Genomic DNA, 22,415 nt, shown 5'->3' on the forward strand with positions numbered 1-22,415 from the left:
CTGGTGCGGTCAGCCACAGTCCGCTACTCGGCTTTTTCAGCCGGGGATTCCTCTTCCTCCCCGCCCTCGGCGGCCTTGGCCTCAGTCTCGGAGGCAGCCACGGTCGACCCGGCGGTGCGGGTGGTGCGGCGACGGCGCTTGTTGGGAGCGGGGGCGGCGGCATCGGCGGCAGACTGGTTGTCCGTGTCCGGCGGCGCTTCCGCGGCCGGCGCCTCGGCCTTTTTCTCGGGCTGACGCGGCGGCAGCTCGCGCCGCTCGATCAGGGCCTCGATCTCCTCCGCCCCAAGCACCTCGCGCTCGAGCAGCGCCGCGGCCATCATATCCAGGATTTCCCGGTTGACTTTCAGTAGTTCCATCGCCCGCTGGTAGGCCTCATCGATGAAGCGGCGCACCTCGCGGTCGATCAGGCGGGCGGTGGCCTCGCTGTAGTCCTGATGCTGGGCTATCTCGCGGCCCAGGAATATCTGCTCTTCTTTCTTGCCGAAAGTCAGCGGCCCCAGCAGCTCGCTCATGCCCCAGTTGCAGACCATGCGCCGGGACAGGGCGGTGGCGCGCTCCAGGTCGTTGCCCGCTCCGGTGGTCATCTCGCCCAGCACGAGCTGCTCGGCGCAGCGCCCGCCCAGCAGGGCGACCAGGTTGTTCATGCACCACTGGCGGCTGTAGAGATGACGGTCCTTCTCGGGCAGGTAATGGGTCACGCCCAGTGCCATGCCGCGCGCCACGATAGTCACCTTGTGCACCGGGTCGGCGCCGGGAGTGAGTTTCTGAACCAATGTATGCCCGGATTCGTGGATCGCGATCTGGCGCTTTTCCTCATCGCTTATCACCATGCTCTTGCGCTCGGCGCCCATCATCACCTTGTCCTTGGCGTCCTCCATATCCTTCATGGTGACTTTCTCGCGGTTGCGGCGGGCGGCCAGAAGCGCGGCCTCGTTCACGATGCTCTCCAGCTCCGCTCCGCTCAGACCAGGCGTGCCCTTGGCCAGCACCGACACGTCCACGTCCTCGTCGATCGGGATATTCTTCATGTGCACCTTGAGGATGCCCTCGCGGCCGCGCACGTCCGGACGGTCGACCACGATCTGCCGGTCGAAACGTCCCGGGCGCAGAAGCGCCGGGTCCAGCACATCCGGGCGGTTGGTGGCTGCGATCAGGATCACGCCCTCGTTCGACTCGAACCCGTCCATCTCTACCAGGAGCTGGTTGAGAGTCTGCTCGCGCTCGTCATGCCCACCGCCCAGCCCGGCGCCGCGGTGACGGCCCACGGCGTCGATCTCGTCGATGAAGATGATGCAGGGGGCGTGGCTCTTGCCCTGCTCGAACAGGTCGCGTACGCGCGAGGCTCCCACGCCCACGAACATCTCGACGAAGTCCGAGCCGCTCATGCTGAAAAACGGCACCCCGGCCTCACCGGCCACGGCCCGCGCCAGCAGGGTCTTGCCAGTGCCCGGAGGGCCCAGCAGAAGCGCGCCCTTGGGCAGGCGGCCGCCCAGTTTCTGAAACTTGCGCGGGGCCTTGAGGAATTCTATCACCTCCTCCAGCTCGATCTTGGCCTCATCGCAGCCGGCCACATCGGCGAAGGTGACCTTGGGACGGTCGCCGCTCAGCAGCTTGGCCTTACTCTTGCCGAACGAGAACGCCTTGCCCCCGCCCGATTGGATTTGGCGGATCATGAACAGCCAGAGGGCGATGATGAAGACCCAGGGCAGCCAGCCCATCAGGCTGGTCATCCAGTTGACCGTGGGCGGCCGGGCCGAGACCTCCACCCCCAGGCCGTCCAGTTTCTCCACCAGCGAGGGGTCCTCGAAGGGAAGGTAGGTTTCGAAGGCCTGGGATGAGTCAGCGTCCTTGGCGTTTGCCGTGGCGCCGTCGGCTTTCATCTCGCCGAGGATTTTCTTTTCGGTGATCGTGACGCTCTTGACCTTGCCCTCGGTGACGAATTTCATGAACTGCGAGTAGTTGACCTTCCGGACTGTCTCTTTCTGCGGAGAAATCAGGCTGAAAATCGTGATCGGCAGGAGGATGACCAGGATCCAGAAAGCGATGTTCTTGGACATGTTTCCGTACTTGGGGCTTTTTCCGCCCCCGGATGCGGATTTACGCTGCCCCTCTGGGCGCGTGTCTTTTTTTCGGTTGTTGCCGGCACCAGCCATATCGCAGCCTCAAGTTTTTCGTTGTCAGCAGTCAGAGTGAATCGGTTCCGGCGCCGGTCCTCTCGGCCGTCCCGACCTGTCGGACGCAATTGTGGGAAAATGATGTTTAATATAAGAGGCCCCCAAAACAGTGTCAATGCTGGTCAGACGTATCTGATACACCCTCATGCAGTTCGCGTGCCCGAATTTCCAAGGCCCGACGCGTGGAGGAGTTGACCGGGGCCAGGGCCGAGCGCGCCACGCCCGGCGCCCAGATGACCCGCCCGGCCGCGTCCCGAACCACCGGGACACTCCCGCGCCGACCCGCCGGGACCCGCGCTTCGAGGAAAGCTTTTTTCAGCTTGCGCCCACCCGTGGCGCCGAAAGGCGTGATCCGCTCACCCTCGCGCCAGGCGCCGGCGCTCAGGGGCAACTCCAAAGCGTCGAGGTCGAACACCGCCTCCAGGGCCCGGCTGTCCCGTAGCAGCGCCCCGGCCTGCGACTCATCCCAGGCGGCTGGCTGAAGCTCAAGTTCCCAGTTCACCCCAGGCAGACTGACCACGGTGCGGCGGTTCAGGCACAGAGCGGTCTCCCCCTCCATACCTAAACCGGCGCTGACAACGAGCCTTTCCGCCGGAGCCACGCGCAGGCGGTCAAACTCGCGCTGCGCGCCCAGGCCATAGGGAAGGTCGAGCCTGCGGCCGCTGGGGCCGCAGAGGACCAGACGCTCCAGGGCGGCCAGGGGACGGCCCGAGAGGATTGTGTCCGGCCCGGCGCTGCGGCGCACCGCTCCGCGGATGATGTGCCGACGCAGAAGGGTGGGAAGGGCGGCCAGGGCCGCGCAACTGAAAGCCGCCTCATCCGGTGCGCAGGGCAGCAGGGCCGCCGCACGCCGACTTTCCGCCAGGCTTTCCAGGATGGAATCCAGCTCGGTGCAGGCCTCTCCCAGGGCGTCCAGGCGCTCACGGAACAACGGGTCCGCGTTGCGCTCGATCGACGGGATCAGCTCCAGGCGCAGGCGGTTGCGGAAATATTTCGTACTGGCGTTGGAGGGGTCCTCTGCCCAGACCAGGCCCCGAGCACGGGCGTACTGTTCCAGATCATGACGGGGGATGCCGAGCAGCGGGCGGATGAGGAACCCCTCCTCCGCGCTGTAGTGCATCCCGGCCAAGCCGGGCAGGCCGCTGCCCGACAAAAGGCGCATCAGCACGGTCTCGGCCTGGTCGTCCCGGTGATGGGCCAGGGCAAGACGGTTCGCGCCCAGCTCGCGGCAAGCCGAGCGCAGGAAAGCGTAGCGCAACTCGCGGGCCGCCTCCTGGACGGTGAGGCCGGTTCGCGCGCAATGCGCGCCCGTATCCACCTTCCCGGTGCGGCACTCAAGCCCCAGCTCACGGCTGCGCGCGGCCACCAGCTCACACTCGGCGCGGGACTGCGCCCCGCGCAGGCCATGGTCCAGGCTGGCCACAACCAGGCTGAACCCCAGCTCCGGGGCCAGAGCGGCCAGACAATCGAGCAGGGTCATCGAGTCCAGGCCGCCCGAAACCGCGCACAGGACCCTGTCCCCCGGCCGGATGAGCGCATGGTCGAGGATTTCCCGCCGCACGTGTTCCAGCAAAGCGATTATGTCTGCGGAAACCTGCCCGCTCATAGCGATGCCAGGATAAAAAAAGAAAAAAATGTAGGGGCACGGCGCGCCGTGCCCCTACGAAAAAGCCCCGTCCTCAAGGCGCTACCTCCCACCACAGCCAACCTCCAGCGCCAGCCGGCATCCCGCCTCCCTGCGGCCCCCTACCGCCTTCTTTTCTGACCGGCCGCACCGCCGCCGCCACCGCCGCCGCACTCCTCCATCTCATCCAGGCCCTCGCCGGCCTTGCGCGGGTTGGCCAGGATTATCTGCTTCAGGTGCTCGCGCACGTAGCAGAGAAAGCGCTCGCAGTCGCGCAGCAGGTTTTCGGCATCCCGGCGCTCCAGGCGCACCTCGGTGCGGTGGTCGCCCTCACCGCGCATGCGGTAGCTGCGCTCCACGATCTCGCCGTACTCGCGGGGGATAGTGCCGTTGGTCAGAAAGTTCTCGTTGAACATCTGCAGGACGATCTGGTGTTTGGACGAGTCTTTCATCTTGATCGCCAGCAGCGACTTGACCGCGTAGTAATTGGCCTGGTATATACGGTTCACCGAGTCACAGACCTTCTCGCTCTTAAGCAGAAGCTCGGCATCGCCCTTGTTCTCGAACGCTCTCTGGATACGGTACTTAGCCAGGTCCAGGAACATTTCCTTCATCAGTCACCACCCGCTTCAAGCCATGGCCCCGACCTCAGACCGCCGGGAAAGAACAGGAACATTATGCCTGGTTAAATGTTAGCACAAGTCCCGTCGAATTCAAAATAATAATCGCCCTCAACCGCCCAGGCGGGTCAGGTTCAGGTGCAGACGCTCCAGGGAGTCGCGGTAGCTCTGGGCCTTGTCGCGCTCCTTGGCGATCACCTCGGCCGGGGCGCGGCCGGTGAAATTGGTGTTGGCGAGCTTGGCCTCCACCGCGGTCAGAAGGCCCGAAACACGTTCGGCCTCGCGGCGCAGTTTCTCGCGCTCCTTGTCCAGGTCGATCAGGCCCTCCAGGGGCACGAACAGCTCGCTGGAGCCGAGCACCGCCACGGCGCTGGCCGCGGGCCGCGCGCCGGCGGGGATGAACTCGATCCCCTCCACCGTGGCCATGCGGCGAATGATCCCGGCATGCAATTGGACGCTCTCGCGCAGACGGCTGTCCGCGGTGGCGATACGCAGCTCGGCCGGTCGTCCCGGGGGCACGCCCATCTCGCCGCGGATGTTGCGCACCGCCACCACGATATCCTGGACCAGCTTCATCTCGGCCTCGGCCGCCTCATCCTGCCGCGAGTTGGAGGTCTCAACCCAGGGGCGCTGGAGGATAGATTCTCCAGAGTGCGGAAGGCGTTGCCAGATGTCCTCGGTGATGAACGGCATGAACGGGTGCAACAGGCGCAGGGCGCTCTCCAGCACGGTCCAGAGCACGGTGCGCGCCCGCTCGGCCTGCTCGCCGCCCGCGGCGATGCTGGCCTTGCTCAGCTCGATGTACCAGTCGCAATAGTCACCCCAGAGGAACGAGTAGACCGCCGAAGCGGCGTCGTTCAGGCGGAAACTGTCCAGGGCCGCGGTGACATCGCGCGCGGTGCGGTCCAGACGGCTCAATATCCAGCGCTCGGCCAGCTCCTCCCGCCGCGCCTCGAACGGGCCGCTGCCGGTGGGGTCGAAATCCTCCGGGAAATTCATCAGCACGAAACGGCTGGCGTTCCAGAGCTTGTTGGCGAAATTGCGCCCCAGGTGGAATTTCTCGGTGGACAGGTAGAGGTCCGTACCCGTGGCGGCGATCGAGATCAGGGTGAAACGCATGGCGTCCGCCCCGAACTCGCCGATCAGCTCCAGCGGGTCCACCGCGTTGCCCAGCGACTTGCTCATCTTGCGCCCGGTCTCATCCCGCACCGTCCCGTGCAGGTAGACATCGCTGAACGGCGCCTCGCCCATGAACTCCAGGCCGGCCATGATCATGCGCGCCACCCAGAAGAAAATGATCTCCGGCGCGGTCGAAAGCACGCTGGTCGGGTAGAAACGCTCCAGGTCACGGGTGCGCTCGGGCCAGCCCAGGGTGGAAAACGGCCAGAGCTGGCTGGAGAACCAGGTGTCCAGGACATCCGGGTCCTGGCGCAGGCGCTCGGAGCCGCAGTCCGGGCATTTGTCGGGGTCCTGCTCGGCCACGATCACCTTGCCGCAGGCCTCGCAGTACCAGACCGGAATCTGGTGGCCCCACCAGATCTGACGGCTGATGCACCAGTCGCGGATGTTCTCCAGCCAGTCGAAATAAATCTTGGTCCAGCGCTCTGGATGGAATTTCACCTTGCCCTGGCGCACCACCTCCAGGGCTGGCTCGGCCAGGGGTTTCATCTTGACGAACCACTGGGTGCTCACATAGGGCTCGATCACCGTGTCGCAGCGGTAGCAGTGGCCCACCGCGTGCTGGTGCTCCTCGGTCTTCTCCAGCAGGCCTTGCGCGCCCAGAAGCTCCAGCACTTTCCTGCGGCAGGCGAAACGGTCCAGGCCCGCGAACTGCTCCCCGGCCGCGGCGCTCATCGTGCCGTCCGGGTTCATCACCGCGATCTGCTGAAGGTTGTGGCGCAGGCCGATCTCGAAATCGTTGGGGTCGTGGGCCGGGGTCACCTTGACCAGCCCGGTGCCGAACGCCGGGTCCACGTGGCTGTCGGCGATGATCGGAATCTTGCGCCCGGTGAGAGGCAGCTCCAGCTCGCGCCCGACCAGGGCCTTGTAGCGCTCATCCTCCGGGTTCACCGCCACTGCGGTGTCGCCCAGCATGGTTTCCGGACGGGTGGTGGCCACGGTGATCCGTCCACCGCCATCGGCGAACGGGTACTGGATGTGGTAGAGCTTGCCGGCCGAGGGGGTGTGGTCCACCTCCTCATCCGCCAGGGCGGTCTGGCAGCGCGGGCACCAGTTGATGATGTACTTGCCGCGGTAGACCAGGCCTTTCTCGTACAGTCGAACGAACACCCGCCGCACGGCCCGCGAGAGGCGCTCATCCATGGTGAAACGGTAGCGGCTCCAGTCGCAGGCGCAGCCCATGGCCTTGAGCTGGTCGATGATGATCCGCTCGCGGTCGTTCTTCCAGGTCCAGACCTCATCCAGCAGCGCCTCGCGGCCCATCTGGTGACGGTTCCTGCCCTGGGCGGCCAGGCGCTTTTCCACCACGTTCTGGGTGGCGATACCGGCATGGTCCACTCCCGGCACCCAGAGGGTCTCGCAGCCGCGCATCTTCCGGCTGCGGATCAGGATGTCCTGGATCGTCTCGTTCAGGGCGTGGCCCATGTGAAGCACGCCGGTCACGTTGGGTGGCGGGATGACGATGGTGAAAGAGGGTTTCTCCGATTCCGGGTCGGCCTTGAAATACCCTTTTTCATCCCAGAACTCGTACCACTTGCCCTCGACCTCTTTCGGGTCGTACTGCTTCTGCATCTCGTTTGTCGGCATATCGTTATGTTACCACTATAAGTTGAGGATTATTCCGCTCAATCAGCGCGGCTGCGCGGTCAACTCCAGGGTGTGACGGATCAGGCCCGGGTCCCCACAGGCCCCATGCCCCGGCGCCACAAGCCTGCAGCCCGGGAAACGCTTAAGGACATTGTTCAGCGAATGCGGCCAGGCGTCCACGACCGCATCTTCCAGGTTGCCCAGCCCCTTGGCTTTCAGTTCCTTGACCAGGCAGCCGCCGAAAAGGATTTTCTCGGCCGGCAGATAGACCACAATGTTGTCAACCGTGTGCCCGGCTCCGGGATAGTAGCAGATAACCATCCGGCTTCCGAACTTCTTGCGCAGCTCGGCCGAGAATTCATGCTGCGGCACGGGCAGCCCTTTCGACCTCGCTATCGCGCAGGTCTTGTCCAGGGCGAACGAGGCGATCCCCCGGCGCTGCACCTCGGCCAGGCCGCCCATGCAGTCGGCGTGCCAGTGCGTGGGGACCACCACATCGAGCTTCACGTGCAGGCTGTCCTGCACCCAGTCTATCAATCGGCCGGTCAGCGCGTCGTCCCAAGGCGTGTCGATCATGAACGCCCGGCCCTGGTTCACATACACCAGGCCGTTGGCCGGCACCCGGCCGCCGTACTGGGGCAGGTCCTTGTACGAGACGTGGAGGTAGACATTGTCCGAAAGCTTTGTCACTTCCAGGTCGTCTGTCAACTTCACCGCATTGTCCTGGGCGGACAGAGCGCCCACCCAGACAACGGCGGCCGCCAGCAGGAGGATCAGAATTCGAATTCTTTTCATGCGCTTGATGCCGCGCTTTCTCCTGAGATGACAAATCATTCGCTTGACTTGAAATAAGCCAGAAAGTTAAACTACTTTAGACCGCGGGTCAATTCTTTTGCTCCGCGGGCCCGGCTCTGCGGGTCGAGCCCAGACTGGAGTGCAGGGCCGATATGTGTTAAATTATCTGCCTCCCCCAGACCGGAGAGACCACCGGACAGAAAACGAACCAGGAGGACAGAGTGCCCAACGTTCCGTCGGACATAGACATCGCCCAGGCAGCAACGATTCGGCCCATCCAGGAGGTGGCCTCCCAGCTCGGCCTGGAGCCGGAAAGCCTGGATCTGTATGGGCACTACAAGGCCAAGGTCGGGCTGGAGCATGCCGCCGCGGGCGGCCGCCAGGGCCACCTGGTGCTGGTCACAGCGCTCAATCCCACCCCGGCCGGCGAGGGCAAGACCACTGTCTCCTGCGGCCTGGCCCAGGCCCTCAAGCGCCAGGGGCGCAAGGTTGCGCTCTGCCTGCGCGAGCCCTCCCTGGGCCCGGTGATGGGGATCAAGGGCGGAGCGGCCGGCGGCGGCTACGCCCAGGTGATCCCGATGGAGGACATCAACCTGCATTTCACGGGTGACATCCACGCGGTCACCGCGGCCCACAACCTTCTGAGCGCTCTGATCGACAACCAGCTCCAGCAGGGCAACCCGCTGGGCCTCGACCCGCGGCGGGTCACCTGGCCGCGTGCCATGGACATGAACGACCGCGCCCTGCGCAACGTGACCGTGGGCCTGGGCGGCCCCCTGAACGGCGTCCCCCGCGAGGAGCATTTCATTATCAGCGTGGCCAGCGAGGTAATGGCGATCCTCTGCCTGGCCTGCGACCTGGATGACCTGAGCGCGCGCCTGGGGCGGATTATCGTCGGCTACACGTTCGGGCGCAAGCCGGTCACCGCAGGCGATCTGGAGGCCCACGGCGCGATGGCCATGCTGCTCAAGGACGCGCTCAAACCCAACCTGGTCCAGACCCTGGAAAACGGCCCGGCATTCGTGCACGGGGGGCCGTTCGCCAACATCGCCCACGGCTGCAACAGCCTGGCCGCCACCCGCACCGCCCTGGCCCTGGCCGACTGGGTGGTGACCGAGGCCGGGTTCGGCGCCGAACTGGGGGCCGAGAAATTCTTCGACATCAAGTGCCGCGCCGGGGCTCTGCGCCCGGAGTGCGCGGTGCTGGTAGCCAGCGCCCGGGCGCTCAAGCACCACGGCGGGGCCAAGCTGGAGGCCCTGAAAGAGGAAAACCTGGAGGCCCTGGAGCGCGGGCTGCCCAACCTGGAAAAACATCTGGAGAACCTGGCAAAGTTCGGGGTTCCGGTGGTGGTGGCGCTCAACCGCTTCGTCCAGGACAGCCCGGCCGAGCTGGACCGGATCGCGGATTTCTGCGCCGGCAAAGGCGCGAGCTGCGCCCTGGCCGAGGTCTGGGAGAAAGGCGCCGCGGGCGGGATGGACCTGGCCGATAAGGTGGTCGCGGCGGTGGAGTCGGGAAAGGCCGATTTCCGGGTGCTCTACGAGCTTGAGGATACGATCCGGCACAAGATCGAGACCCTTGCCGGCGAGATTTACGGGGCCGAGGGCGTGGATTTCACCATCGAGGCGAAAAAGCAGATCCAGGCCATCGAGGAGATCGGCCTGGGCGGCCTGCCGGTCTGCGTGGCTAAAACACAGTATTCTCTGTCGGACAACCCGCTGCTTCTGGGCCGTCCGCGGGACTTCCGGATCACCGTGCGCGCGGTCACGCCCAGCGCCGGAGCCGGGTTCCTGGTGGCCCTGACCGGCGAGGTGATGACCATGCCCGGGCTGCCCAAGACCCCGGCCGCGGCCCGCATGCGGGTGGACAACAGCGGCAAGGTGTACGGGCTGTTCTAAGCCAGGGAGTGCCGCAGGCCGGCCCTTTTTCTTTTAACAAATCGACAAAAATGAAGGGGCACGGCCTGCCGTGCCCCTTTGTTTTCCAACCATCAAATTCTTGAGCTGCGCTCTACTGCTCGCGCATGCGGATCGTGGCCGTGCGCTGCTCGGCGCTGCTGGGCGCTCCGGCTGTTTTCTCCAGCGGGAACTTGCCCTTGCCTGCGATCTTGATCTGGGCCGCTTTCACCCCGCGGCTGACCAGATAATCCCGCACCGCCTGGGCGCGGCGGTCGGACAGCTCCTGGTTGTAGCTGACCGTACCTTTCTGGTCCGTAAAGCCGATCACGTTCACGTTCTCGCCGCTGGCAGCCAGGTCGCGGGCCAGGCTGTCAAGACGGCTGAAAAACTCACGCTTGACCAGGGCGCGTCCCAGGTCGAAATAGATGTCCACCACGTTGGAGGCGGCCTCGACCACCTGGCAGCCCTGGGCGTCCACTTTAACGCCCTTGCCGGTCTCCGGGCACTTGTCCAGATAGTCCGGCACCCCGTCCCCGTCCGTGTCCAGCGGGCAGCCGTCCGGAGTCACAGCCACCCCACGCGGCGTGTCCGGGCAACGGTCATCGTAGTCCGGCACCCCATCGCCGTCGGAATCGGCCGGGGCCGGCGGCTCGGGAGCCTGACAACCCTGGGCGTCGACTTTCACCCCGGCGGGCGTGTCCGGGCACTTGTCCATGTAATCCGGCACACCGTCGCGGTCCGTGTCCAGCGGGCAGCCATCAGCATATACCGCCACGCCTTTGGGCGTGTCCGGGCAACGGTCGTTCACGTCCGGGATGCCGTCACGGTCGGAATCTTTCTGCCGCGAGCGCACCCGCCCGAACAGAAGGTTGATCCCGGCGCCGATCTCCCAGTTGTGCGTCTTGCGGTCCCCCCGCCAGTCACCGTCGATGAAGTCCCGCTTGATGTAGTGGTCCACCGCGTCGAACCGCAGCGAAACGTTACGGTGGACAAACACCTCCAGGCCAGCCCCGTACAGCACCAGGTTGCGCTTCTCGCTGGCCTCCACTTTCACCGCATGGCCGTTGATGCTGCTCAGGGCGTAATCCGGTTTCATGGAGGCGCGGCCCCAGCCGGCGCTCAGGTAGGGGCTGACCGGCCCGGCGGGGATCATCAGGCGGAGTCCGCCGCCCCAGGCGCTGTAGCGCGCCCCCACCTTGGTCGCCCCGGAGCGGTCCTGCGGGCTGATCTCGCTCGGACCCACCAGGCCGAAGCCCTCCAGCCCCAGCACCGGGCAGAGGTCCACCCCGAAACGCGCGCCCCACAACGGACCGTCATCCAGGGTGTTGGGGTTCTGGTAATCGATCCAGTGGCCCAGAACTGGATTGAGGTAGACCGTCCCGGCCCCGTGCTCGGCGTGGAGCGGCGCCGCGGACGGGACAAGCAGCACCGCCGCAAGGATCGTGACAAGGATTGAGTTTCGTAACTGCATCGACACCTCCCATACGTGATTATATAATCGATTTCCGTCGGACCCGCGTATTACCATATTTATATCGTACCACAATCGCGCGGAGCGCGCAAGTAAAGGCCCGCGCCGGGGTCTGTCCACGGCGCGGGCGCAGGTGACGGATCGCAGGGATTCGAGGCTCAGAAATGGCGCATCTGCGGGGCGAAACCGGCCCGGATGCGGTCGGTGTGGGCCTGATCGTTGACCGCCACCACCGGCGGGACCTCGCCCGCGGCGGCCATGATCTCGGCCACCCGGATCACCAGGCAGTTGATTATGAACGAGTGCAGGATCGTGGCCACCGCCCCGACCTTCAGGTTCGGGTGGCCCGGCACCGGGACCGCGGTCTCGGCCGGGTCCATGTGGTTGTCGATCACGATGTCCGCCACCTCGAACAGGCGCTTGCCGGAGGGATGGGCGTTGGCCGCTCCGGCGGGCACGGCGCGCGAGTAGGCCGGGCAGGTGACCGCGATCACCTTGGCCCCCAGATCGCGGGCGCGAATTGCGGCCTGCACGCAGACCGCGTTGAAACCGTAGGCGTTGGCCACTATCAGCACATCGCCCGCTACCAGGCCGTACTGGGCCAGGCAGGCATCCGCGTGGGCGGCCTGCCCCTCCAGGTGATGGGTGAAACGGATGCCGTTGGCCGCGCTCAGCCCGAAATCGAGCAGGGCGTTGATCGGGATCAGCCCGCCCTTGCGGCAGAAAGCGTCCTCCGCCGCGATCTGGCTGTGCACACCGGGACCGTAGATATGCACCACCCGTCCGGCGCGAAAGCGTTCGACCATGGCCCGGGCCGCCCGGTCCAGGGCCCCGTCCTCCTCGGTCGTGACCTGCTTCAGGCAACGGCTGACATATTCGAGATACAGTTCGATTCCGTTCATGTATGTTCCAAGGGGATAGAAAGTTTGTGAATATTCACAAATAACATGGAAATTGTATACAAGTTTTTATTCGACTTTCGTTTCGGCCTGGGGCAGTGGCTCGGCGTTGATCGCGGTGAGAATGACTTTTCCCTGCTGACGGCAGAGGTATTCGGGGATGCGTTCATGGCTGGCGGCGGTCACCTCCTCGTCGTAGCCGTTCTTAGCCGCTATCGCAACGCCGATGGCGCTGATGGCCGCAGCCAGGGCCACCGCCCCGGCGATCCCCCCGGCCGTGAAATAGTAGACCATCCCCACCATGGCCGCCAGCCCCAGGATGATAGGCAGGGCGTAGAGGGTCTTCTTGACCGCGTTGCCGACCCGTATTTCACTGGCCAGGGATTCCATGTAGCTGCGGATGAAGCCGCGTGCGGCTTTCTGCCCCGAGTCCTGGCAGAGGAACGCCCCCAGGACGCCCAGGGTGAAATTCACCTGCTCGATCCGTGAGCTGTAGCGCCCGAAAAGGTAGTGATCGGCCTGATCGGCCGTATGCAGAAGGGCCAGCAGGTAGCCGTACGAAAGCTGAAAACACTGGCCGGAGCGCAGGTTGGAATTCAAGTTGTAGAGGGCCTCGGCGCGCAGGAATATCCCGCCTTTCTTGCTCTTGAGCGCCTGACTGAGGAAACTTCCCGCAATGGCCTTGCGCGCGGCGGCCAAGTCATCCCCGGCCGTGGCCGGAGCGACGAAATCGTAGCGCAGGGCCACCTCCTGCGCCCCAATCACGCTCTTGGCGCGGATGTAATCCTTGAGCTGGTTGATCCCCTCCAGCTCGATCCGCGCCAGTTCCTCCTCCATGCGAAGGTTGAGGAGAAGTTCCTTGAAATGGAGGAAATCGAAAGGATAGCTCTCGAACAGCGCATACAGATGGTGCAACGTCTCGGCGGCCTCGGCGCGCAGCGTGTTTTCGAGGTAGAGGTCCTCTTTCATGTCGCGCGCCTGGGTGTCGTTCTCCATGCGCTTGGCCACGTAGTGTCTCAGGACCAGGCTCTCATCGAACAGCACGGGCAGCCCGATCTCCTCGATTATCTGACTGATCGGCAGGTTCTTCTCCGGCGCGGCCTTGATCATGCGGTAGCGGATGTTGAACCAGCGCTGCAGGCCGCGGTCGAAGATATAGTCCCGCATCTTGCGGAGGTTGAGTTCCTCCATCAGGACGTTGAGCCGCTCCATTTCGTTCCCGCCGAACTGGGGGTTGAACAGCAGGAAATACAGTCCCACCACCTCGGTCTCATCCAGCTCGGCCAGGGGGGCGAGGTTGGTCAGACGGCGCTCCTCGGCCCGGCTGGAGAGCACCAGGTCGAGAAGGGCGATCTCGCAGCTTTTGGGCATCACATCATGGCGCAGTATTTCGGCGGCTTTGTTTTCCAAGGCGCGGTAGAGCAGGGTCAGCGACAGACTGTGCTCGGTGCCCAGGGCGGCCAGGTGCGGGTAGTTGCGCGCGTTGACCTCCTCGATTATCCGGCGGAAGAAATCGAGTTCCTGGGCCTCGGCCAGCAGCGAGGCGGTGCGGTTCAGCTTTATCTGGTTAAGTATACCCATTTTGTTCATAATACGCCGACCACCGTAGACAAAACTGCCTGCAGAATAAGGGGCTGTCTCATGGCTGGTTTCAACGCCTCTTTCAGCCGGCAAGATTGTCATGGATTCGCCTCCAGAGTGACAGTGCAGTCAGCGGCGGCCGGGGGCGGCGGCCGGTTTCCTGCACTCATGCCTCTGGAGAGAATTTATAGCAATTTTCACGCCGAAATCAATAAAGGCTCTATCCATTCGGATAGGATCACGGCTAAGTCCACGCAACCGGGCCTGAGCCCGGAATTATCCCTGAAATTGCGCGTATCGCGCTCGTGATTGCGCCTCGCCGCAACCAGTCCGGCCGCAGCGACCTCTATCCGCAAGGATACCGCCGGGGCCGGCCGCCATCCGCTCAGACCCCCGCGCCGCCCTCGGTTTTCTGCACGGTTATGTCCCGTCCCTCCAGATATTCGAGCAGGACACACCGCACCTCCGCCCGGCCGGGCGCCGCGAACAGCCTGCGCCGCAGCTCGGCCCCGCCGGGCAGTCCGCGGGTGTACCAGCCCAGGTGCTTGCGCATCTGGATCACTCCGCTGTTCTGGCCGTACGGCTCGACGCTCAGCTCCAGGTGCTCCAGGGCCACCCGGAAACGTTCCTCCAGGGAGGGCGCGCCTGGGTCCTCTCCGCAGTCCAGCAACCGCCGGACCCGCCCGGCCAGCCAGGGGTTGCCCAGCAGGGCCCGCCCCAGCATCACGCTGTCGCAGCCGGTCGCAGTCAGCATCCGGCGGGCGTCCTGCGGCTCTACGATATCCCCGCTGCCGATCACCGGCACCGGAGCGATCTCTTTCATGCGGCGGATATGCTCCCAGTCGGCCTGCCCGGAGTAGCCCTGCTCGCGGGTGCGGGCGTGGATCGTCACGGCCGCGACCCCGGAGTCGAACAGGCGGAGTCCAATCTCGAGGTAGTTGAGCGAATTGGAGTTCCAGCCGCTGCGGATCTTGGCGCACACTGGCACGCCGCCCGCCCCGCGCACCGCGGACCGGGCCACCCGCTCAAGAAGCGGCGGGTCCTTGAGCAGCGAGGAGCCGCCGTTACGCCGGATAACTTTGGGCACCGGGCAACCGAAATTGAGGTCGATGAAATCCGGCTCCAGCTCCGCGGCATGCTGTGCGGCGCGCTCCATCACCCCGGGCTCCGCCCCGAAAAGCTGGATGCCCAGCGGGCGCTCCTCCGGGAGGAACCGCATCAGGCGCATTGTCCTTTCTCCCCCGCGCGCCAGGCCCTCGGCGCTGACCATCTCGCTCCAGGTTATCTCCGAGCCCAGGCGGCGGCAGATACGCCGGAACGCCGAATCCGACACTCCGGCCATCGGCGCCTGGGCGATTTTTCCCACGAAATCCAAACTCCGACCCCCTCCCCGTTTTTCCGACAGTGCGATTATAAGTGCTGAAATATTTACCCTAAAGACTCATACTGTCAAGACAGGGGGCGTTGAAGCTTGCCGGAACGCAGTTTCCGGGCCTATGTTGTAGCAGGCCGGATGACGATACCGGCACCGATCAGATGCCGGGCATGCGGGTGCAAAAGGTCTACAACAAAACCGGCACGACTTGCGGGGACCCGATACCTCTTGCGGCCATCGGGCCGCTGCATTTTCTTTGGTGGCCGCGCATGTCTGAGCCTGCACCACGGGCAGCAAGTCGGCTTGGGCCCGATATACACCGGTCCATGTAGGGGCCCCTGTGCCTGCCTCAATCGGATTGGGCGGCCACAGGGGGCCGCCCCTACGCAAGACACGAGGACTGTACCCCGATATATTGATGGAGTCGGGAAAAAACCGCTCAAACCAAGGAGACACAGCTTGCGGGACAGCGATATAGATGCGGTGGTGGCACGGCTCGAGGCCATGGCCGCCCAGTGGAAAACGCCGATCGTGACCGAGATGGCCGAGGCCCGCCGCGACCCGTTCCGGGTTCTTATCGCCACAGTGCTCAGCCTGCGCACCAAGGACGAGACCACGGCCTTGGCCAGCGCCCGTCTGTTCGCCCTGGCCGACACGCCCGCCGCCATGCTCGGGCTGAGCCGGGAACGGATCGCTGAGGTGATCTACCCGGTAGGGTTCTACCGCACCAAGGCCGAAAACATCCTGGAGCTTTGCCGCATCCTGCTGGACCAGTATGAGGGACAGGCGCCGTCCGAGATGGAGGCGCTTCTGGCCCTGCCCGGGGTCGGGCGCAAGACCGCGAATCTGGTTCTCAGTCTGGGCCACGGTCTGCCCGGCCTCTGCGTGGACACCCACGTGCACCGTATCTCGAACCGCCTGGGCTACGTGCACACCCGCACCCCGGAAAAGACCGAGTTCGCCCTGCGCGAAAAGCTCCCCCTGCGCTACTGGACCGCCTGGAACGACCTTCTGGTGGCGTTCGGCCAGAACCTGTGCAAGCCGGTGTCGCCATTCTGCTCGCGCTGCACTCTGTTCGAGCTCTGCGCCCGCGCCGGTGTGATCCATTCGCGCTGACTCAGGCGAAACGGCTGAACTCCTCGATGAACTTGAACGTACGCTCCAGCTCTGACCGCAGCCGGGCTGACACCCCGATGCTCCGGGCCCGCTGCCCCAGGACCGCGGCCAGGTCCACCCGCTCCGGGCCAGGCTCGGCCAGCGGGTGCGGCTGGCCGTAGAGCACGGCCAGGCGCTCGGCCAGGGCGATCACCGCCGCTCCGACAGCGCTCCCGCGGTCGAGGCCCTCGGGCAGGCCGCAGCAGTCGGCGTGATGCAGGCCGATCAGGCGGCAGACCGCCTCCGGGATGTTCCACTGCTCGGCCAGCAGGCTGCCCGCCAGCGGGTGGTCGAAACCGAAAGCCGCCCGCTCCAGGGCCAAGGTGTCCGTACCCTCCCCCGCACGCCCCAGCCGTAAAAAAAGCCCGGCCGCGGCACGCGGGTCGAACTTCTCGAACACCACCCAGCCGATGTCGTGCAGCAGGGCCGCGGTGGTGACCGCGCCCACTGCGGCGGAGGGAATGTCCAGCTCGCGCAGGATATGCTCCGCGGCCACTGAGACGCAGTGCGAGTGACGCCAGAAAGCCTGCGGGTCGAACCCGGCCGCAGACTCGGCCGCGCCCAGGTTGTCGCGGGCCATGCTCTGGAACACGATGTTTTTCACCTGGTTGTAGCCCAGGTAGGTGATCGCGCGCGGCAGGGAGTCGATCCGGCGGCTGAGGCCGAAAGCCGCGGAGTTGACTGTCTTGAGAATGCGGGCGGCGTACAGCGGGTTGGAGGCCAGGGCCAGGGCCACCTCGCGCGGGTCGCGGTTGAAATCCACCTGCACCACCCGGCTCGCCGGGGTTTGCATCCCGCGCAGGACATGCTCCAGGCGCCAGAGCACCTCCACCTCCAGGCCGGCGCGTGACAGCGGCTCGATGCCCTCAACCCCGCAGGCTGACCGTGGCGAGGGCCTCCCAGATCGCTCCCGCCCCTTCAGACTGCGCCGCTGGCGCCGGCTCTGCAGCCGGGTCGGGGCCCGCTCCCGCTCCGGGCTTCGGCGTTTCATCCACGGTCGGACCCGCGTGTCTGCGGAACAGATAAAACAGAAAGTAAAGCAGCGCCGCAGCCAGCAAGGCGGTCACGAGATAGCTCAACGGCATGCCCGACCCTCCCGTCGGATGGGATGTCCAGTTCCTGTAGGATTTTACACTGCGCATGTCCGGCCTGTCAAGCCGCGGCATGATTTTGGCTTGACTGGGCGGCGCGGTTTCTGGTACAATTCCAGAGCGCCGGCTGTCTCGGTGATCGCCTTGCAGTGAAGGGGTGCTCGTGTTGAAAGGAACCCCCGCCTTGTCCTGGAAACTCACCATACCCTCGACTCCCGGCCGCGCTCGCTGTTTCCTGGCCGCTATTCTGTCCTGCCTGGCTCTCCAGTCGCCGCTTCCGGGTGCGACCGGACCCGACCCGCAACGCCTTGCGAGCAAGAACGCCGAGCTTCGCCAGCGTCTGGAGGCCCTTCAGGCGCGCGGCGAGATGTTCCGCTGGAGCGCTTTCGAGCAGGGCCCGCTGCTGCGAACAGGAAGCGTGCTCAAGAGCGTGGCCTGTCCAGACGGCCACCTGGCCTTTGCCACCGACAACAGCGGCCTGGTTCTGTATGACGGGGTCAGCCTCCAGGTGCTGGACCACCGCGTCGGGCTGCCCGATGATTTTGTCACCGCCTTTGTCCCCCTCGACAGCCAGGCGGCCTGGATCGGCACGGCCGGGGGCCTGGTGCGCGCCGGGGGCGGGCGTGTCCTCCCGCCCGACAACCTGCCCGTCTCCCTGCGCGGCGCCCTGGTGAGCTGCCTTCTGAGCGACCCGGCGGGCGGGCTCTGGGTCGGCACGCAGAGCGTCGGCCTGTGGCGTCTGGACGGCGGCGGCTGGACCTGTGTCTACGGCGCGCCCGACAGCCTGAGCGGCCCGAGCCAGGGGATCAACGACCTGGCGCTCGACCCGGCCGGACGGGCAATCTGGGCGGCCACGGTGGGCGCGGGACTGTTGCGGGTGGACAGCCACGGGGTGCAGCGTTTCCCAGCGCCCCTCGGCCCGGGCAGCGAGGAAATCTACTGCCTGCTCGCCGGGCGGGACGGCCTTCTCTGGCTGGGCAGCGCCGGGGCCGGGGCCGGGTTTCTGGCCGGCTCGCAGTGGCGGCGACTGGACATTCCGGAGGCCGGAAACGCTGGTGTCACCTGCCTGTGCGAGTTGAGCGACGGCAGTCTGCTGTTCGGCACCACGGCCGGGGCCTGGCTGTACGAGGCCGGCGCGGCGGAATTTTCCCGCCTGCCCCTGCCCGAGGAGCTGTCCCCCTACCCTGTAATCTCCGCAATCGAAAGCCACGGCAGCCTCTGGCTCGGAATCAGCGGCCAGGGCCTGCACGTTTTCGACCTGGAGCTGGTCCGCCGCTACGGCCCGGAGCAGGGGCTTCCCGCCCCCCAGGCGTTCAGCCTGGGGCAGTCCGGGGACGGGGCCATGTGGTGCGCCACCCGCGAGGGGGTCGTCCGCCTGGAGAACGGCCGCTGGAGCCAGCCGCGCGAGGCGGAATTCCTGCCCGACCGTCTGGTCACCTGCCTCTCCTTCGGCCCGCTGGACCGTAAATGCTTCGGCACCTACGCCGGGGTGCTGCTGTTGGAGCAGGACGGCAGCCGGACTGTCCTCGACCGCGACAACGGCCTGGCCAGCAACATGATAAACCACCTTCAGACCGACCCAACCGGCGGGCTGTGGATTTCCACCGAGGGCGGCGGCCTGGTCGAATACCATGCCGGCGGGATCAATCAGTACAGTGAGGCCGAGGGTCTGCCCTCCGCCCAGGTCCAGGCCAGCCTGAGCACGGCTGATGGCTCGGTCTGGGTCGCTACCCGCAAGGGCCTGGCCCTGATCAGGGAGGGAATGGTTCTGTCCCGCACCGCTAAGGGCGGGCCGGTCTCGCCGGGGGCGTTCCATTTTACTTCCCTTTGCCTGGGAACGGACAGCTCGCTCTGGGCCGCCACGGACGGCATGGGCCTCTGGCAGCTGCCTCCCGGCGGCGACTGGGTCCGCCACGGCACGGAGAGCGGGTTGGCCTCCGAGGAAGTCTACTCCGTGGCCCGGGCCTCCTCCGGCCGGATCGCGGCGGGCACTGCGCTGGGACTGGGCCTGTATGACGGCACGCTGTGGCGCAACTACGGACCGCAGCAGGGAGTGGGGCCCGGAGCGGTGCGCTCGGTGTTCTGCGCCGCGGACAGCGCGCTCTGGCTCTGCGTGGAGGGCCAGGGTGTCGTGCGGTTCAACCCGGACCGTTTCGATCCGCCAGAGACCTGGGTCCTGAGTCCCGGCGGCGGGGCTTTCACTGCCGGCCCGGACACCCGCGCCCGCAGCTTCAGGCTTTCCACCGACAGCCTGCGCGGGCAGTTCTATCTTCCCGGCGGCTGGTCCGAGCCGCTGGAGGCCAACCCCACTGACAGCCTGCAAGTCGACAGCCTGACTGTCGAACTGGCCGCTCTCACACCCTGGTGGCCGGGCGCGGAGGGCGCGTTCCGCTATTCCTGGCGCCTGGACAACGGCCGCTGGAGCGCTTTCAGCCCGCGCAGCGACCTCGACCTCAAGGGCCTTTCCCCAGGCGCGCACGTGCTTTCGGTGCGCGCCCGCGGCCCGCACCTCAGGACCGACCCCACCCCGTCGCGCTACCGTTTCTACGTTGACCTGCCCGGCCCCTGGCGCGACTGGCGTGTCTATGCAGGCGTAGCCGTGCTTGCACTGATTATTTCAGGGCTGCTGGGGCGTCGGCGGATTGTCTGGTGGCTGGTCCGCGCCCGGCGGCGCAATTTCCGTCCCATCCAGCCCAACCCGTTCCATCCCCACCGTCCCCAGGCCGCCGATGAGCCGCTGCCGGGACGGGAGGCAGAGCTGGCGGCCCTTCTGCGCGAGGACGGCAACCAGTCGCTGGTCCTGCACGCCCAGCCGCGCAGCGGCCTGAGCAGCCTTCTGCGCCACGCCGCCGCCCGGATGCAGGCTGACGGGGCCGGGGCTGTGCTGATCGACCTTTCCGCCCCCGGCCTGGGCGACCTTCCCCGGCTGCTGCGCCGTCTGCTGGAAAGCCTCGGTGGACAGGCCCCGGCCGCGGGCGAGGCGGTCCGTCCCGAAAGCCTGATCCCCCTGGTCCGGGAGTACGGCCGTCCGGTGCGCCTGCTGTTCGACGGGGCGGAGGCACTCGGCCGCATGGCCGCCCGCGACAGCACCCTGGCCGCCCGGTTCAACGATTCGCTGCGCGAGCTGCTGCAGGCAGGCGACAGGGTGTCCCTGGTGTTCGGGGTCCATTCCCTGGAGCAGTTCCGGGCCGGGCTGCCGCAGCTCTACAGCATGAGCCGGTCCCTGAGCCTGGGCCCCCTGAGCGAGACCGCAGCGGCCCAGGCCCTGCTGCGCACCCTGTCCGGCAGCGCTACCCTGCACCGCGAGGCGCTGGTCGGCCTGGCCCGTCTGAGCGGGGGTCAGCCCTGCCTGCTCCAGCATCTGGGTTTTACCGTGGTGGAGTTGCTCAACGCCGAGGGGGTCAACTACCTGGAACCCGAGCAGGCGGACCGCGCGGTGGGGAGCCTCGTCGAATCACCCCCGGGGCTGCTGCTGGACCGCTGGGACGAGCTGTCCCGCACCGAGAAGCTTCTGCTGAGCGCCGCGGTGGCGCTGCGCTCGCGCTCCGGGCGGGACGGGCGGACCGGCCTGGCCGACATCGCCGGGCTGCTGCGCTCGCACGGACTCCCCCTGCTGGATGAGGAACTGGGCAAGGCCGCCGCGCTCCTGGCCGGTCGCGGGCTGATCGCCTATGACCCAGCCTCCGGGCGGCTCGACCCCGGTGACACCCTGCTCGCTCGCTGGGTGCGGGCGAACTGCCCGCCGGAAAGAGTCCTGGCCGCGGAGGACTACGAGCCCTCCGAGCTGCTGCACCGCGCGGCCGGGGCGATGAGCCAGTCGTTCCGGGCGGGCGAGTTGCTGGAGCGCCTGTTCGAGGTCCTTCGCCCGGCCCTGCGTTTCGGCTGGGCCGCCTGGCTGCCGCACGGACCCGGGCGTGGCGCCGCCACCGGGACCGGTCTGCCGGTTGAGGGCCTGCCGGAAACCCTGCCGCCCGAGGCCTCCGAATGCATGGGCCACCGGGCCGGAGCGTTTCTGGCGGACGAGAGCGCCATGCAGGACTGGACAGTTCAGGTGCCTGCCGGGACATTGCTGGTCCCGGAATTCCTGCACGGCGAGCTGGACGGGGTGTTCGCGTTCGGGCCGCGCGAGGGCGGGCAGCGCTATTCCAGCCGCGACCGCGGCCTGCTGGAGAGCATGGCCGACCAGGCCGCCGTGGCCCTGGAAAACGTGCGCCTCTACGAGCAGGAGACCGAGCGCGAGCGCATGCGCCAGGAGCTGGAGACCGCCCGCCGCATGCAGTTAGCCATCCTGCCCGAGCGCTCGTTCCGCGCGCCGGGGGTGGAGATTTGCGCCTATCTCAACCCGGCCAGCGAGGTGGGCGGCGACTATTTCGATTACCGGCGGCTGGATGAGGACCGTCTGGCTTTCGTGATCGGGGATGTCAGCGGCCACGGTCTGAGCGCCGGGACCCTGGTCTCGATGACCAAGAGCTGCCTGTTCAACCAGTTCCGGGTGGACCACAGCGCGTGCGCGGTGCTGACCGCGATGAACGACATGCTGCGCGGGGCGCTGAGCGAGCGCCTGCTGATGACGTTCTGCTACACGGTGTTCGACACCGCCGCGCGGCAGTGTATCTATTCCATCGCCGGGCACCCGTTCCCCTACCATCTGAGTGCAGCGGGCGAGCTGAGCGAGCTGGAACTGCCAGCCTACCCGCTGGGTGCGCGGGCCAGGAACGATTTCAAGCAGCGGAGCCTGTCCTACAGCCCCGGCGACCTGTTCGTGTTCTACTCGGACGGGATCGTGGAGGGATTGAACCCGGAGGGCGAGCAGTACGGGTTCGAACGGTTCGAAGAGTCCATCCGCCGCCAGGCCGGACGCGCCAGCGTGGAGGCGGTCAGCGCCGCCCTGCTCCTGGATTTCCAGGGCTTCGCCCGCGGCGCGGCCCAGGCGGATGACCTCACTCTGGTTGTAATCCGGACAGGATGA

At 66.3% G+C, this 22,415-nt stretch carries 14 protein-coding genes and 2 pseudogenes; 3 read left to right on the forward strand and 13 right to left on the reverse strand.

Annotated elements, in window-relative coordinates:
* Positions 1-23: 23 nt before the first annotated feature.
* From ftsH to bla, 5 genes are all read right to left on the reverse strand, one after another.
* Positions 24-2,057, reverse strand: coding sequence for an ATP-dependent zinc metalloprotease FtsH (ftsH, locus tag LLH00_01085; protein ID MCE5269862.1), 2,034 nt, complete (start codon positions 2,055-2,057; stop codon positions 24-26).
* A 229-nt stretch (positions 2,058-2,286) separates the two neighbouring features.
* The gene (gene tilS, locus LLH00_01090) at positions 2,287-3,780 is read right to left on the reverse strand and encodes a tRNA lysidine(34) synthetase TilS (protein ID MCE5269863.1); all 1,494 of its coding nucleotides are present in this window, start codon (positions 3,778-3,780) and stop codon (positions 2,287-2,289) included.
* 140 nt (positions 3,781-3,920) lie between these two features.
* Positions 3,921-4,412: a HEPN domain-containing protein gene (locus LLH00_01095; protein ID MCE5269864.1), complete on the reverse strand. Its 492-nt coding sequence runs from the start codon at positions 4,410-4,412 to the stop codon at positions 3,921-3,923.
* Positions 4,413-4,529: 117 nt separating this feature from the next.
* Positions 4,530-7,184 carry a valine--tRNA ligase gene (locus LLH00_01100; GenBank protein MCE5269865.1) on the reverse strand — a complete coding sequence of 885 codons (2,655 nt, stop codon included), beginning with the start codon at positions 7,182-7,184 and terminating at the stop codon, positions 4,530-4,532.
* Between the two features lie 42 nt (positions 7,185-7,226).
* A complete protein-coding gene (gene bla, locus LLH00_01105; GenBank protein MCE5269866.1) occupies positions 7,227-7,979 on the reverse strand; it encodes a subclass B1 metallo-beta-lactamase in 753 nt (250 codons plus the stop codon).
* Positions 7,980-8,200: 221 nt separating this feature from the next.
* Here bla and LLH00_01110 point away from each other — a divergent pair, with 221 nt between their 5' ends.
* Positions 8,201-9,874, forward strand: coding sequence for a formate--tetrahydrofolate ligase (locus tag LLH00_01110; protein ID MCE5269867.1), 1,674 nt, complete (start codon positions 8,201-8,203; stop codon positions 9,872-9,874).
* A 112-nt stretch (positions 9,875-9,986) separates the two neighbouring features.
* Here LLH00_01110 and LLH00_01115 read toward each other — a convergent pair whose 3' ends face one another.
* From LLH00_01115 to dusB, 6 genes and pseudogenes are all read right to left on the reverse strand, one after another.
* Complete coding sequence (locus LLH00_01115) at positions 9,987-10,490, reverse strand: OmpA family protein (protein ID MCE5269868.1); 504 nt, start codon at positions 10,488-10,490, stop codon at positions 9,987-9,989.
* 39 nt (positions 10,491-10,529) lie between these two features.
* Positions 10,530-10,637, reverse strand: a pseudogene (locus LLH00_01120) (thrombospondin type 3 repeat-containing protein).
* Between the two features lie 15 nt (positions 10,638-10,652).
* Positions 10,653-11,345, reverse strand: a pseudogene (locus tag LLH00_01125) (porin family protein).
* A gap of 158 nt (positions 11,346-11,503) precedes the next feature.
* The gene (locus tag LLH00_01130; GenBank protein MCE5269869.1) at positions 11,504-12,247 is read right to left on the reverse strand and encodes a sugar isomerase domain-containing protein; all 744 of its coding nucleotides are present in this window, start codon (positions 12,245-12,247) and stop codon (positions 11,504-11,506) included.
* A gap of 66 nt (positions 12,248-12,313) precedes the next feature.
* The gene (locus tag LLH00_01135; protein ID MCE5269870.1) at positions 12,314-13,834 is read right to left on the reverse strand and encodes a hypothetical protein; all 1,521 of its coding nucleotides are present in this window, start codon (positions 13,832-13,834) and stop codon (positions 12,314-12,316) included.
* A gap of 376 nt (positions 13,835-14,210) precedes the next feature.
* Positions 14,211-15,191 carry a tRNA dihydrouridine synthase DusB gene (gene dusB, locus LLH00_01140; GenBank protein MCE5269871.1) on the reverse strand — a complete coding sequence of 327 codons (981 nt, stop codon included), beginning with the start codon at positions 15,189-15,191 and terminating at the stop codon, positions 14,211-14,213.
* Positions 15,192-15,659: 468 nt separating this feature from the next.
* Between dusB and LLH00_01145 the strand changes: the two genes are divergently transcribed.
* On the forward strand, positions 15,660-16,316 hold the full coding sequence (locus LLH00_01145; GenBank protein ID MCE5269872.1) for an endonuclease III: 657 nt from the start codon (positions 15,660-15,662) through the stop codon (positions 16,314-16,316).
* Position 16,317: 1 nt separating this feature from the next.
* On the opposite strand, the gene LLH00_01150 is transcribed toward LLH00_01145, so the two are convergent.
* Positions 16,318-17,181: an HDOD domain-containing protein gene (locus LLH00_01150; protein MCE5269873.1), complete on the reverse strand. Its 864-nt coding sequence runs from the start codon at positions 17,179-17,181 to the stop codon at positions 16,318-16,320.
* 40 nt (positions 17,182-17,221) lie between these two features.
* On the reverse strand, positions 17,222-17,440 hold the full coding sequence (locus tag LLH00_01155; GenBank protein ID MCE5269874.1) for a hypothetical protein: 219 nt from the start codon (positions 17,438-17,440) through the stop codon (positions 17,222-17,224).
* Positions 17,441-17,630: 190 nt separating this feature from the next.
* On the opposite strand from LLH00_01155, the gene LLH00_01160 reads away from it, so the two are divergent.
* Positions 17,631-22,415 carry a SpoIIE family protein phosphatase gene (locus tag LLH00_01160; GenBank protein ID MCE5269875.1) on the forward strand — a complete coding sequence of 1,595 codons (4,785 nt, stop codon included), beginning with the start codon at positions 17,631-17,633 and terminating at the stop codon, positions 22,413-22,415.

The sequence above is a fragment of the bacterium genome, from assembly GCA_021372515.1.
In the GTDB taxonomy this organism is placed as follows: Bacteria; Gemmatimonadota; Glassbacteria; order GWA2-58-10; family GWA2-58-10; genus JAJFUG01.

Coding starts and splice junctions, on each gene's coding strand:
- ftsH (MCE5269862.1), bottom strand. CDS start 2,057: ATGTCCAAGAACATCGCTTTCTGGATCCTGGTCATCCTCCTGCCGATC.
- LLH00_01095 (MCE5269864.1), bottom strand. CDS start 4,412: ATGAAGGAAATGTTCCTGGACCTGGCTAAGTACCGTATCCAGAGAGCG.
- LLH00_01135 (MCE5269870.1), bottom strand. CDS start 13,834: ATGAACAAAATGGGTATACTTAACCAGATAAAGCTGAACCGCACCGCC.
- bla (MCE5269866.1), bottom strand. CDS start 7,979: ATGAAAAGAATTCGAATTCTGATCCTCCTGCTGGCGGCCGCCGTTGTC.
- LLH00_01155 (MCE5269874.1), bottom strand. CDS start 17,440: ATGCCGTTGAGCTATCTCGTGACCGCCTTGCTGGCTGCGGCGCTGCTT.
- LLH00_01130 (MCE5269869.1), bottom strand. CDS start 12,247: ATGAACGGAATCGAACTGTATCTCGAATATGTCAGCCGTTGCCTGAAG.
- tilS (MCE5269863.1), bottom strand. CDS start 3,780: ATGAGCGGGCAGGTTTCCGCAGACATAATCGCTTTGCTGGAACACGTG.
- LLH00_01100 (MCE5269865.1), bottom strand. CDS start 7,184: ATGCCGACAAACGAGATGCAGAAGCAGTACGACCCGAAAGAGGTCGAG.